Source organism: Candidatus Hydrogenedentota bacterium (assembly GCA_035450225.1).
Taxonomy (GTDB): domain Bacteria; phylum Hydrogenedentota; class Hydrogenedentia; order Hydrogenedentales; family SLHB01; genus DSVR01.
In genome coordinates this window covers 1-13,889 of the sequence record DAOTMJ010000038.1, presented here as the reverse complement: position 1 = coordinate 13,889, position 13,889 = coordinate 1, and the positions used below count along the sequence as shown (strand labels likewise).

General features: G+C 61.6%; 6 protein-coding genes. 2 read left to right on the top strand and 4 right to left on the bottom strand.

Annotated features, from left to right (window positions below; genetic code table 11):
• The first annotated feature begins 6 nt into the window (after nt 1–6).
• A complete protein-coding gene (locus P5540_16070) occupies nt 7–1,434 on the top strand; it encodes a PDZ domain-containing protein (GenBank protein HRT66333.1) in 1,428 nt (475 codons plus the stop codon).
• Between the two features lie 114 nt (nt 1,435–1,548).
• Here the strand turns inward: P5540_16070 and P5540_16065 are convergent, their stop codons facing one another.
• Nucleotides 1,549–4,077: an alpha-galactosidase gene (locus P5540_16065; protein HRT66332.1), complete on the bottom strand. Its 2,529-nt coding sequence runs from the start codon at nt 4,075–4,077 to the stop codon at nt 1,549–1,551.
• Nucleotides 4,078–4,178: 101 nt separating this feature from the next.
• Between P5540_16065 and P5540_16060 the strand changes: the two genes are divergently transcribed.
• Complete coding sequence (locus P5540_16060) at nt 4,179–7,235, top strand: hypothetical protein (protein HRT66331.1); 3,057 nt, start codon at nt 4,179–4,181, stop codon at nt 7,233–7,235.
• A 24-nt stretch (nt 7,236–7,259) separates the two neighbouring features.
• Here the strand turns inward: P5540_16060 and P5540_16055 are convergent, their stop codons facing one another.
• The 3 genes from P5540_16055 to P5540_16045 all read right to left on the bottom strand — a co-directional run bounded on the left by P5540_16055 (nt 7,260) and on the right by P5540_16045 (nt 13,336).
• On the bottom strand, nt 7,260–8,711 hold the full coding sequence (locus tag P5540_16055; protein HRT66330.1) for a sulfatase: 1,452 nt from the start codon (nt 8,709–8,711) through the stop codon (nt 7,260–7,262).
• Nucleotides 8,712–8,961: 250 nt separating this feature from the next.
• Complete coding sequence (locus tag P5540_16050) at nt 8,962–11,037, bottom strand: GH116 family glycosyl hydrolase (GenBank protein HRT66329.1); 2,076 nt, start codon at nt 11,035–11,037, stop codon at nt 8,962–8,964.
• Nucleotides 11,038–11,128: 91 nt separating this feature from the next.
• The gene (locus tag P5540_16045) at nt 11,129–13,336 is read right to left on the bottom strand and encodes a GxGYxYP family putative glycoside hydrolase (protein HRT66328.1); all 2,208 of its coding nucleotides are present in this window, start codon (nt 13,334–13,336) and stop codon (nt 11,129–11,131) included.
• Nucleotides 13,337–13,889: the final 553 nt, after the last annotated feature.

The window sequence follows — 13,889 nt, the reverse complement described above, 5'->3', positions numbered from 1 at the left end:
CAAAACATGAAGACGAAAACCTATTGCATGATTGTCGCGGCGGCACTGATTGTGACGATGGCCGGCGCCGCCCCGGCCCTGAGCCCCGTGCTCAAGGAAATGGAGGACGGGTTCATCAAACTGCACCAAGAATTACAGCCCTGTGTCGTGAATATCGAAACGAAGGGGGGCGGGCCGTCCAGCGAAATAGACATAGACGGCTTCAACGAATTGTTCCGGTTTTTCGGCATTCCGATGGAACCGGGCCCCAACATGCCGATGCGTCCACGCCGCATGCCGCGGATGGCCACCGGCTCCGGATTCGTCTATGACAAGCAGGGCCACATCATCACCAACAACCACGTGGTTGAAGACGCCGCCGAAATCACGGTCAAGATGTGGAATAAAAAGGAGTATCCGGCGAAAATCATCGGACGCGATCCCGACACCGATCTGGCGGTCATCAAGATTGAACCGGACGGCGATCTGCCGGTTGCACGGCTGGGCGATTCCGATGCGTTACAGGTGGGGCAATTCGCGATAGCCGTCGGCAGTCCGCGGGGCTTTGAAGGCTCGTTTTCGTTCGGCCACATCAGCGCGCTGGGCCGCAACGAATTGATGTTGCCCGGCCTGCGTTTCCAGAATTTTATCCAGACCGACGCCGCGATCAATCTCGGCAACAGCGGCGGGCCGCTCTGCAATCTCGAAGGTGAAGTGATCGGCATCAATGTCGCCATCGTATACGGGGCGAACTCGATCGGTTTTGCGATTCCGGTCAACACCGCGAAGAACATCGTGCCCAAGCTTATCGGGGAGGGCAAGGTTACACGCGGCTACCTCGGCGTCGGCATCGTGAATGTGGATTCGTTCGCGGAAGGCGTCGGGCTGCCCGACAACAAGGGCGCGTTCGTCAAGAACGTCCAGCCGGGCACGCCCGCCGAAAAGGCCGGCATCAAACCCTATGACGTGCTGCGCAAGGTCAACGGCGCCGAGGTCGAAAATTCCGCCGACCTTGTCCGCAAAATCAGCGACATCGCCCCCGGCACCCCGGTGAAAATCGAGATATGGCGCGACAAGAAGACCCAGGAAGTGGAAGTAACGCTCGACGAATGGGCCGGCAGCGTGAAGGAGGCCTCGCGCGGCAAGATCACGCTCGGCTTGCGTGTCGAAAACCTGACGCCGGAACTGGTCGAGCGCTTGCGCCTGAAACCCGGCGCCACCGGCGCGATCGTGACCGACGTCGAACCCGGAAGTCCGGCCGAGGATGCCAGACCCCCCATCGGCCAGGGCGACGTGATTGTCGAAATCGCCCAAAAACCGGTCAAGAACGCGGACGACTTCCACAGCCTTGTCAAGGAAAATGCCCAGCCCGGCAAATCCCTCCTGATCGGGTTGATCCGCGCCGGCGGCGAACAGGACATCACCGTAATCAAGGTGCCCAAAGAAGAGAAATAACACGTTCCCCCAGGCAACACGCGGGCGGTCCAGTTTGGGCCGCCCGTGGCCTTTCTGCGCCGGTTTATTGCGGGGCGATTGGGACTCGGCGTCGCACGCGAAACGAAGACCCGGTCACTCGCGCGCGTAAAAGACGAGCAGGCTCGCGTTCTTTTCCGGTATGCGCAACGCGAGATCGTTCATCAATTCCCTGCCCGGCCGCGATTCGACCCTGGATTCGCCCGCCTCGTCAACATGCTCGACGCGGTAAACGGCATCCGGTTCCACGCCCTGGATTCCGAGAATCAGGCCGGCATGGTTGCATTCCGCGCGGCGAAACGCCATGACGACGCCCGCGTCCAGATCCGCGCGGTGAAACTGGAACGCGGCAAAGGCGTCGTTTGAAATCGAGGCCGGCGTCAGCGGGTAGAAATCGCCGTACCAATAGGGCTGGACGCGCAGGGACTCCGCGACGCATTTCGCCGCGGCGTCCGTGTCGAAGCCCTCCTCCAGATAGGCGAACTGGCAGAGCAGCCCGGTCGTCGTGCTGCTCCGCGTTTCGTAGCGCGTCGGCAGCCATGCGCAGGCCGTATGCAGCGGCACATACAGGCTGAGTCCGATCGTCTGCGCCTGGCTCCAGTCGGAGTGGTTCGGCGAACAATTCGTGTCGCTGCGCCACAGCGGCACGGATCGCGAACACATTTCGATGTCAATGCGGCGTCCGCCGCTCGAACAGTTGTCAATCACGAGTCCGGGATGCCGCGCGAGCAACTCATCCCACATCGCGTACAGTCCCTCGATGTACCGGATTTCGGAAATACCCTGCCGGTCCGGCGCGTCGTTCGTGCGCCAGAACGACAACGGATCCATGTTGAAATCGTTCCGATACACATCTATCCCGTATTCCTCGATTCGCCTGCAGATCAGTTCCGTGAGCCAGCGCCGCGCATCGGGATTTCCCAGATTGAAAAGCCCGCCGTCTTTTCCTCCGAGGACGAATTGCGGTTGTTCCTCGGCGATTTGCGAACCCGGCGCGACGCGTTCCGGTTCGAACCAGAGCACGAACCGCATGCCGTTCTTGTGGCAGACATCGCCAACGGGTTTCAGTCCGTTCGGGAATTCGGCGGGCTTGCAGAACCAGTTGCCGACCCCGTTCGGGAAATTGCCGGGGAACCATGCCGCGTCGAGCCAATAGTGGTTGAATCCGAGTTGATGCGCGAGCGTCGCGGCCTCGATTTGTCCGGCTTCCGTCGCCCATCCGGGTCTCGCGTTGTAGCGGTCGAAGGTCTGGAAGGCCGTCGGCATTCGGACCGGTTTCCCGTCCTGTTTCGGGACGTAATGGAACATCAGCAGGCGCCGGAACCGGTTGTGCGCGGCCATCCGATCGCCCCGCCACGGCATCAGGACAATGCGCGGCGTGCGGACCTGTTCGCCGGGGTGCAATTTGAAATGCGTGAGTTCCATACCCGCCCGGAAGCGCGTCGGACCGCTTGGCTCGCGGTCCCATTGGGCGCACCACTGGCCGGTCCAGCCGACCGCCGCGATCACGCCTTCCCGGTTGTAGGCCGTGTTGAAAAACGGAAACGCGCTGATGGAAGACGATCGCCCGCCGGTTGGCGCAAGACGAAAGGTCTTGCCCGTTTCGAGCGATTCCATCTTGGGCAGAAAACTCGAATCGGCGCAGGCGTCGCCTTCGAGATGGTGCAGGATGGCGGGCGTCCGCAAATAGCCCGTGCGCAACAGGACGTCCGCGGGCTGCACGTCCTCGATGATCGGCGAATCGTCCGTCTTGCTGGCATTTTCGAGGACAAGATACCAGTCCACGGCGGGATAGTCGTCATAGGTTGTGACGATTGCTTTTACATGCAGCGCGTGGGCGTTGTCGGTCCACATAATCGTTGCGATGCGCTTTCCGGGCGCGATCTCCGTCTTGACATCGGCCAGAACCAACGCGTCGCGTCCCGGCCGGCCGCCAATGCGATAGGAGAACGGCAACCCGGCGTGTTCGAGCAGCGTCGGGTGCTGGTTCTCGTCGAGCCATCGCCGCGAACCGTTTGCCATGACGAAGCACGCGTCCGCCCAATCGGACTGATCGTGGCCGACACCATCGGGCGTGGGAGCGACGTTGAGCACGAGTTCTTTTGCCCCTTCCGGAATCTCGACGCGCACGGGGACGGGCGCATCGCCGCCTTTCACAATCGGCGTGCGAAAAATTTCCTTGCCGTCCGCCAGCACGCCGAAGGTGACGCTGCCCCGAACGCCTTGTGTGTCGTGATTGTTGTCAATCCCCACCTGCGCCTCAAAGACTTTCGCCCCTTCCGGAATTGCGACGGCGATATCGCTGTGCGCATGTGTGCCGAGTCCACGATCGAACGACAGGTTTCCAATTCGGATGGGCGTGTCTATGCACGATTGTCCGAAACGAAGGACGCTGTGGTCTTGTCTCAATACCCTGAGTGCGATCCGCGGCGCGGCCGCTTCATCCAACTTTCCCAGAAAGGCCATTGAAGCCCAATCGCGGACTTCCCGCGCCATGGCCTTGTCCATAATGGCGTCGTCGGGCGCGGCAGCCGGCAACGGCGCAAAACCCGCATCCGGCGGCGCCGAGAGCAGCAAACGCGATGCGGCCAAAACGATCCCCGCGCAAGAAATGGTCGCCAACATGTTGAGTCTCCCTTCCTCTTTGGTTACCGTGTCATTATCCCAGAGCGGGCCGGAAAATACGAGCATGGCCGGAGGCATAGGCGAACATGAATCCAAACCACATGAAACGGACAGAGGAAACGCGCCGGGAAATCCTTTTGCCGGTGATCTTCACAACGTTCTTTCTGGCCGCCATTGCATGGGGCGACCGCACGGTATTTCATTCGATATCCGCGGAAGGCATGACAGGCGCCTCGCGAATGCAGAACGGCGGCTTCGAGGAAGGCGCCGGCCCGGCGCTGCCCGGCTGGTCGGGTTGGGGCACGGGATACAGACTCGACGAACAGGCCGGGCGCAACGGTTCGCGCGGGATTCGTTGCGTCGGCGACGATCCGGCGAAGGAGTACGGCATCAGCCAAACCGTCGTCCTGAACCAAGAGCAGCCGCGTCCGATCCTTGCCGTCGGCTGGAGCAAGGCGGAGAACGTTGACGGCGGCCCCGACATGGGATATTCGATCTACCTCGACATTCTGTTCATGGACGGCACGCCGCTGTGGGCGCAGACGGCGAATTTTTCCACCGGCACGCACGATTGGGAACGCCGCACGCGCATCGTCATCCCCTCCAAGCCGATTCGGTCCGTAACGGCGCTCGGATTGTTCCGCCACCATCGCGGCACGGTCCTTTTCGACGACTTCGCGCTGCTGGAAGCCTCGGATGACACGCCGCTGTTTGAAGGGGGTCTGGTTCGGCCCGGAGACGCCTTGCCGGCAAGCGCCGGGCCGGACAACGGCATCGAACCGATCCTGTTTGTGCGCGATGTCGCGGCGGGCAGCGATTTCGTCACCGCGGGCGCATGGGAAGATCGCGGCGAAAAGAGAATCTTCGCCGGCGATTGCGACGGGGCGGGATTGCGTCTTTGGGCCGATCGCACGGAACGAAACGGTGTCGTGGAAATCAATGCGCGGGTGAGCGATGTGCAAAACACGGATCGCGCGGTAACGTTTTACATCGGCATCCCCGTGAAAAAAGGCGGTTGGGCGTGGTGGGATGGACCGCGATGCAGCCGCCCGGCGGAAACCGGCGTGTTCGTGAAGGAGCGATACTCCGGCGCGGGAGCGACAAGCACGCGGTCCCTGTATCCGCTGGCGGCCTTGACGGGTCCGGCGGGCGGTTGGGCGATGGCCGTGCCGCTGGACGAACCGAGGCACGCACGACTCGGTTATTTTGCCGATCACGGGCTGTTGTTCGCGGCGTTCGATTTTGGATTGAGTCCCGATGCGCGGAAATCGCCCGGCACGGCGGCCTGCACGCTGAAGGTTTTCCGCGCCGATTCCGATCAGGGATTTCGCGGCGCACTGGCGCGGTACTATGCGTTGTTTCCGGAATCTTTCGTGAAGCGGGTAAAGCAGGAAGGGCTTTGGATGGCGTTTACGGACATCGCCACGGTGAAGGGCTGGCAGGATTTCGGCTTTGCGTATCACGAGGGGACGAACGCGGTCGCCTGGGACGAGGCAAACGGCATTTTGAGTTTCGTGTACATCGAACCGATGACGACGTGGGTGTCGTTTCCGCCCGACGTACCGCGCACCTACGAGGGGGCCATGGCCCATCTCGAAAAACAGTGCGCGGAAGGCAACGCCGAGGCCCGCAAGACGCGGCTGTCGGGCGTGCGCGGCCCCACAGGCCGTTATACGCTGTCAATCGAAAATGCGCCGTGGTGCAACGGCGCGGTCTATGCCCTGAACGCCGATCCCGAATTGCCTCCGACGGATCGCGACACGATCAACCAGGGGCAATACGGATTGAATCTCATCGAGACGGCCCTTGCCGGTAGCAGGCGCGCGATTGTCGCCGGCTGGTGGCATTTCGGCGATCCCTACACGCCCGACGCCGAATGCAAAAGCCAGGGCGAACAGTCCATCCGGATTGAGGCCGTTCGGGAAGGGGGCCAGGCGGGCGCGGTGCAATGGGTGGCACTCGGCCAAACGGAACCCGGACCGCTGTTGTTGCGTGCGTCAATCCGGCGCGGAAACCTGACCGGCGAGGCGGACGCCGATTGCGGCGTGTTCGTGGATCTATGGCATGCGGACGGGACGCCGCTTTTTGCGCAGACGCTGCCCGCGCCGCCGGGGACGGGCGGGTTCGACACGATGGAACGGATCATCGCATCGGACAAACCATTCGAATCGGCGCGCATTCATCTTCTCATGCGCGGGAAGCACACCGGAACGGTCTGGTTCGACGATCTGTATCTCGGCGATGCGGACGGCAAGCGGAACCGTATCGCGAATCCCGGCGGCGAAGGGAAACCGTACGCGCCGGACGGCATCGGCGGCGCGTATCTCGATTCGTATGAGTTTTGGGCCACGAATCTCGACTACGACCGCGCGCATTTCGCCGGCGCGGACCTGCCGCTCGTGTTCGATCCGTACACGCATCAACCGGCCGTCCTGACCGTCTTTTCCACGTTCGAATTCCAGCGGGAACTGGCGAAACGCATGCACGCGCAGGGCAAACTCATGATGGCCAACGGCGTGCTGCACCATTTCGATTTCCCGGCGGCGTATCTCGACGTGCTCGGAACCGAAACCAACTGGTTTCCCGGCGGAAAATGGTCGCCGATGTCCGACGAGGAACTGTTGTACAAGCGCGCGATGGCGTATCGGAAGCCGTATTGTTTCCTGATGAACACGCATTACGCGTCGCTCACGACCGGCGATATTGAACGGTATGTGCAGCGCTGCATGTTCTACGGGATGTTTCCCGGTTTCTTCAGCGAGAATGCGGCGACGGATTGTTTCTTCGCCCATCCGGAGTGGTATGAGCCGGCGCGTCCGCTGTTCCGTAAATACATGCCCGTCATTCGCGCGCTTGCGGCGGCGGGATGGGAGCCGATTACCCATGCGCAATCGTCCGATGGCCGCGTGCTCGTCGAACGGTTCGGCGGCGGCGGAAGCGGGCCGCTTTACTTTGCGTGTCTCAACGATTCACGGGAGACCGTGACGGCGTCGGTATCCTGGGACTCCGCGGCCCTGAAACGGGCGCCCGCACGGCTCGAAGTGCGCGATGTCCTGACCGGAGAAACGGTGTCCGCACAGGCGACCGGCGAGGTAACGGTCTTTTCCGTTTCTCTCGACCCCGATGCCGCCACGGTCGTTTGCGTTCAATCCCGGTGATCCCGCTTGCGCGTTCCCATGCGTTTATCGCACATAACCGAGCGCCTTGAGTTGTTCGGCGATGGCCGGATCGAGCGGCGCGGCGGCGGGCGGGGCCGATGGTCCTGCGACCCGGGCCTGCATCGCGGCGTTTCGATGTTTCGCGAGGAGGTCTTTTAATTTTTCGGCGTCTTCCGGGCGATCGGAGGCGATGTTTCGCGTTTCGCGCGGGTCCTCGGCGATGTCGTACAGTTCCACAAGCCCCGTGCGCCGGTCGGCAATCAGTTTCAGCGATCCCAGCATGACGGCGGCCAGCTCCGTCTTGGCGGCCGGCCAGCACCCGTTCGTAAGCGAAAAGGCGGGGCGGTCTTCCGGGCGCGAAAAGACATTGACGCCCTGCCAGCGTGGATTCGGCTTCAAGTGGAGCAATGCGGCAATCGTCGGCGCGATGTCCACGGTCTCGGCCAGAATATCGATCGTCTTGGGAATCTGGCCCGGGCCGCTCAGAATGAGCGGCACGTCGAGTTCCTCGCGATACTCCGTCAGGCCGTGGCCCAGCCGGCCGTGTTCCCAAAAGTGCTCGCCGTGATCCGATGTAATCACGATGACCGTGTTCGGCTGCCTCGCCCGGATGCCTTCCAGAAGCCGCGCCAGTTCGTCGTCAAGAAAACGCGATTCCCCGTCGTACAGCGTTCGCACCGCATCTTTCGCCGCGTCCGACAACTCCGTGAAAGCGCGCCGGTCCGTGTTGCCGATGAGGTGATCGATGTGATCCCAGAAGTAATCCATGAAGTCCGTGACGGTCTTCAGTTCTTCCGCCGGAAGAGGCGGCGGAAATCCAAAGATTTTGCGGTACGCCTCCGGCGGTTCGTAGGGAATGTGCGGATCAAGATAATGGACGTACAGGAAAAACGGCGCGTTGGACTCGCCCACCTGCCGCAGGGCATGGTCCGTGACCGTGTTGGCGGGAACCGGGCCCAATTCCTCGTACCGGTCAAACCCTTCCGCAAAGCCGAGCGAAGCCGCGCAGTTCACGTTGGTCTGAACGGCGGACGTTGCGTACCCCGCCTTTTTTAGGTAGGTGGCCAGGGTTTCGCAGGCCGCCGGCAGGCGATCGTTCGGACCGCCGTTTTCCGGATGCCGCGCATCCGGCCCGAAATACACCTGGTGCGTGTCCACGTATAACGATGTCAGCATGGACGCCATCGAAGGCCGCGTCCATGTGCATGCCGTGGCCACGTTCGTAAAACGCACATTTTCGCGTCCGTACCGCGCAAGTTTCGGCATAACCGGCTCGCCGTTGCGCACCGCGTCCACCCGGTCCGCGCGCAACGCATCCACCACGATCAGCACGACGTTCGGCTGTGCGAGCCCCGGCGATGACGGACGCGGAACGCCCCCGCCGGTTTCCAGTCGTTTCCAATGCTCGACCGCGCCCATCGCCAGCATGGCCGCCACGGCCGCGATGACAATGGCAATCAGATATTGCCGGTACATCCGTTTACTCCGTTCCTTCCCGATTCACCGCCGCGCCTCCCAAACGAGGCAATCAAGGACACCAAGGACAACGGCTCTCCATCGTATCGTTCAAGTCCCTATCGTCCAAGTCCTTCAGATCCTTTTTCTTGTGGGGCTTTCCCAATGGCCAACTGCCGAAATCAGGCTTGCCGACCGTTGCAAATACCCGCAAAAAACCATACCCGCTTCCCGCCGTGAAAGCAAGCAAATGCCTGTTTCCCGGCCCAACTTAGAAGGCCGTGGCGGCCGGCACGCCCAGGGTCAAATCGTTCTTGGCGAGTCGTTGGCAGATTGCCGGATCGAGCGCGTGCAGCAACGTCCAGACGCATGGGTTCGAATAGTAGTTGATGCCCCATTTGATGGCGCCCGTATGCCGATCGAGGCTCCAGGGAATATTCCATGGCGTCCGTTGAAGCAACAGGATATTGCCGTAACTGGCTGTGAACACTTGCAGGGCTTCGCGCACGCGGCCGGCGTGAACGGCCATCGCGCAAAAATTCCAGACTTCTCCGATCGTGATGACCGCGGAGTGATCGGGGAAGGTTTCGTCCACGGTCCCGTCGGGCCGCACGCCGTTGACCGCCCCATACGGCGTCGCGGCCACGTTCCATCGCAGCACGGCTTCGACATGGTCCCGGATGCATGCCTTGGGCAGAATCTCGCCCAGCCCGGAGGCATAAGCGAACCATTGGCCGCACAAGGCGTTGGTCAGCGAGGTGGCGCTTACCCGCTTGCGTTCCGGATCGTTGTAGAGGCGGTAATACGAACCGGTCCACAATTTGTCGTCGTAGGATTTCAGGGCGCGATCGTACCAGCCGCGCATCTCGGCGGCAAAGGCGGCGTCTTCCATCCGCTTCGCCATTTCCTCGCCCGCGCGCAACGCAGCCAGCCAAATTCCGCCCGTGTAGGCGCTTGTGCCCCACCATGGCCAGACATCGTAGTACTGGTTCGCCGGAAAACCGGTTTCACTGCCGGGATCCTCGTTTACGACGCCGTCGCCGTCCTTGTCCAGCGTCATCGCGAACCGCAGCGCGGCCTGAACCTTCGGATACATTTCCCGCAAATAATCCATGTCGTTCCAGAGCGCGGCGTTCCGCCATGTGACCAGCGCGAATTCCGGCGACACGATCGGATGCTGAACGTGGTAATAGGGCGATCGCGAACCGGCCGGCGTCCCGAATCCAAAGGGAATTTCCCCGTCGGGTTTCTGGGCGGCGGCAATGGATCGCATCGTCGCCTTCTCGCATTCCGGAAACAGCGCCGCCAACGGGAAGGTTCCGTAGAACCGGCACACAAACGTCTCGGTGATCGGGCATCCTGTGAACGATTCGCTCTGGAAAAAGCGCCCGTCCGAAATCCACCACGAATTGCGCGGCAGAATGTACAGGCCATTGATAATCGCGTCCTTCAGCAAACCGGGGACGGGGGATAGATAAATGGGCTGCTGCCACGCAATGATCCGTTTTTCGATTTCAGCGGCCCGCGGCAGCGCGGCCTTCATCACACCGGCGGCGTCCGGATACGCGTCCGCGTACCGGTGCCGGAGTTTCTCGCCGTCGCTCGACGTCCACACGGGGAAATACCATGCCAGCGCGAAGACAACCTCGGTCTTTTCCCCCGCCGCGAGCGTGCGCACCGACTTGACCCGAATCGTGTTCGCGCCGGGACTTTCCGGGGTTATTTTCCATCCATCGCCCGAAGCGGCCACGGCATACGACCCGTTTGCGCCTTTCCATTGCCGGCCGTTTGGAATGGTTTCGATCGTGGCTTCGGTCTTGGGCGCTTCCTCGGCTTGCGCGGCTTCCCACTGAAACGCGATCTCCGCCGCCACGGGGCCTTGGCCGCGATTCATCATCACGAACCGGAAGAAGGCCGCGGGCATGCCCGACCATTCATATTCATGCGGAATCAGCGGCGCATACGCACGCGCATAGACTTCGATCTCGCCGAAGGCGTTGCCGAATTCCATGTCGGCGGCCGGGTAATGTCCCCAGAACCGCAGTCCGGGCGTTGGTTTCATGTTCGGAAACAGATCGGCCCGCTGGCCGCCGATGAGCAGCGAAAAACCGCATCCCGCCGGAACCGGCCGGGGGTTCAGCCAGTTGTTCTCGACGGTCGAGTCGCGAAACGTTCCCGCCGACGTGATGTCCACGAAACCCGTTCCCAGCGCCCCCAACGGCATTGCGCTCGAAGCCGTTCCCGCCGGATACCATACGCCGAAACACGGCACGGCATAGCCCAATCCGGTAAATTCCTGCACCTGGCACAGCGCCATCGCAACCACCGCCGTCGAAACCGAAACCATGATATGCGCTCCTCGCATTGGATTCCTTGCTTCAGCATACTCCACGCAAGGCGGAGGCGTAAAGATCCAACGTCCGGCGCGGCGGCGGATTTCAGCGCGCGGCCTGCCGGAAAAGATGGGCCAGCCCATCGGGCCGCACAAGCACATACCCGGCGGGCAGCCGCGCCGCGAGATCCCGAAGCCATGCCGGATAGTAGTACCAGCTGATGGCCATGGCGCTCATGAATGCGGGACGGTGCGCGGGCGTGTTGGCCATAATTTCGCCCAGCAGCCAGGCATTGGTTTCCCGCATGTCGTCGCGTTGCGTTTCGCCCGAAGCGGACCATGCCTGAAACCGGGTCAAGGTGTGAAAGACCGCCGTGTCGCCCATCAGGCTGTTGGCGGTCTCCGGCTTGACGCATTCGTGCCGGCCAAGGTCCGCGATAATGTAATTCAACCGTTTCATGCCTTTCGCGAAGCGGGCGAATGTCTCGTCGTCGGGCGGCGTGGGTTCGCCCCAACTGCCGTTGTACAATTCGATGCCGTCCACGCCGATCGCGCGGCAATAGCGATCCGTCAACCGGACGTATTCCTTCCAGATTCGCCGGCGATCGTCTTCGGCGAAACGTCCGGCGTACACCTGCGTGTTCATGTATCCCAAACCGGAGACGCCCGCGAAAAACACATCGTTCGGCGTCGCGTGCGTAACATACCACTCCAGCACCGCCGGCAGCATGTCGCGCAGGGTCACGTTCATGCACCAGCCCGTCGGCACGCTTCCGCGCGCGGGGTCCGCCCAGATCTTCCGCTGGTGAAACTGCCAGTACCAGAGGTTGTCGCCGCTGTCGAGGATGTTGACACTCAGATAGATCGCGCCGGGATCCAACTTGGGCGGCGAGGGACTCGCGGGGAAACGCTGCCTGATCGCGCCGGATTTTGGACGGATCGCGGAATGGACAGTCAGGTTCGAGCAGAATTCGGTGCCGGGAATGAATTTGCCGAATTCCGACAGCCATCGCACGCCCTCGTATTCCGTAATGCCGAGACGATCGGCATACATCGGCCAGCCCAACACCGGTATGTTGGCCGGTGTCGAGGCAAGCAGTTCGTTGACGAACGCCTCCTCCGCGGCCGGGTCGCCGCCCGGCTCGTCGTCGGCATGACTCGACACCCAGAACGTGAACACGTTGAAGGCCGCGAGATAGTCGCGGACGGCATGGGCCGCGCTGTTCGGATACATCCATGCCAGGACATGATGGCTGAAACGATCCCCATAGCGGTCGCGCAGATCGCGGTACGCATCCACGTTGCGCGTCCAGCGTCCGCGCAAATCCATCACGACCGGCAGACGCAACGATTCGGCCTGTTCCGCCGTCGCGGGCAGGGCATTCTCGATTCCTCCCAGCATGCACGCGGCCTGAATCGTTCCCGGCAGTCCCGGATCGAACACAATGGCCCCCTTGACTTCGCCGCGGAACCGTTCGAGCAGCAGGGGAAACGATGGGATGCGCTCTTCCCCGTGGACGTGTCCGCGTTCGCGCAGCCAGGCCAGCCACTCCTCGTCGTAACCCGCGGGATTCGTGGCGTTGATGAGATAGAGCCGGGGTTGGCGGCGGTTCACGATTCCCTGCAACACGGCGGCCAACCGCTGAATATCGCCGGGATCTTTCGAGCAATCGTAGACGATCAGGAGCGCGGACGGTTTTTCCGCCGGACGCGGGAAGACGCCGGCAAATGGGCGTTTTTCCCGGCATTCGGACAGGTTCGCCCATTGTTTTTCCGAACGCCGGATAGACACATCGTCCACCCAGAACCCTTCGGTCGTGTCATCGCTGGCAAAACGCAACGTGACACGCGAAGCATCTTGGGGGGTGGTAAACGCGCAGACGAACGGCCGCCAGTCGAAATCGCCCTGGGCAAGGTAAAGACGCCGGTCGCCGCCGGTGTCGAAGGCCGCGCTCGCGAAACATCGTCGCGCAGCGCGGCCCCGCGCAAAGAACGACACCTCGTAGGTCGTGCCGGGTTCGACGGCTATGCCCTGCTGAAAAAACGAGGCGTACACGTTCGCTTTCACCGGCGAACGATTCACGATACGGACGCACGACGATCCCGAACGGCCGTGGCTGCCATCCAGCATCACTTCGGCATCGGCGCCGCCGCCGATGTCCACCCGCCAGCCTTCGGCGAATCCCGTGGTCGCGCCGGCTTTATCGAATCCGGGATTCTGAACGACTGTTTCCCCGGCTTGTGCGGTCCACGCGCGAACCGCAACCATCCACCCCATGGCGATGGCCACGGCGCACCGCCGTGGGAGGCCCATTCGTTCGATTCGCTTCAGCGCCGATCCTCCCGCGCTTCCAATCGCAGGCACTGCCGTCATTTTGAAAACGGCGGTTTCAGCCTTGCGTTTTCTTTATCGCTATCGTTATCCGCATCCTACTTGATTTCGTCGCCGCGCTCATAATCGGGCGAGAATCTGAGAGCCTCGTTTGGCGATAAGAAACGTGTCTAATGAAAAAGGACACAAAGGATTTTTCCCGTGGGATTGGCGTCCTTTATGTCCCGGTTGCCTTGAATTGCTTCAATCTTGCGCAGTTTGACACCTACTTAACCACTAAGGCGCCACACTGCGAAATAGAGGGCCGATCAGGGTTCCTAAAAATCAGATGAACCAGATGATCAAACCGATGGGGAAGAAAATGATGCTGATGAGGATCTTCAGCGCATCCGGAAACATGTCTCCGATTTCTCCCTTGAGCACACCATTCATGTCTTCCATTTTTCGAGCCTCCTTTGTGTGATGTCCTGTTCCTTTTCCGAACCAACTCCTCTTGCCATACCCTACAAAGTTTGTTTTAAAATGTCAAGACATA

Coding starts and splice junctions, on each gene's coding strand:
- P5540_16055 (HRT66330.1), bottom strand. CDS start 8,711: ATGTACCGGCAATATCTGATTGCCATTGTCATCGCGGCCGTGGCGGCC.
- P5540_16065 (HRT66332.1), bottom strand. CDS start 4,077: ATGTTGGCGACCATTTCTTGCGCGGGGATCGTTTTGGCCGCATCGCGT.
- P5540_16050 (HRT66329.1), bottom strand. CDS start 11,037: ATGGTTTCGGTTTCGACGGCGGTGGTTGCGATGGCGCTGTGCCAGGTG.
- P5540_16045 (HRT66328.1), bottom strand. CDS start 13,336: ATGGGCCTCCCACGGCGGTGCGCCGTGGCCATCGCCATGGGGTGGATG.
- P5540_16060 (HRT66331.1), top strand. CDS start 4,179: ATGAAACGGACAGAGGAAACGCGCCGGGAAATCCTTTTGCCGGTGATC.
- P5540_16070 (HRT66333.1), top strand. CDS start 7: ATGAAGACGAAAACCTATTGCATGATTGTCGCGGCGGCACTGATTGTG.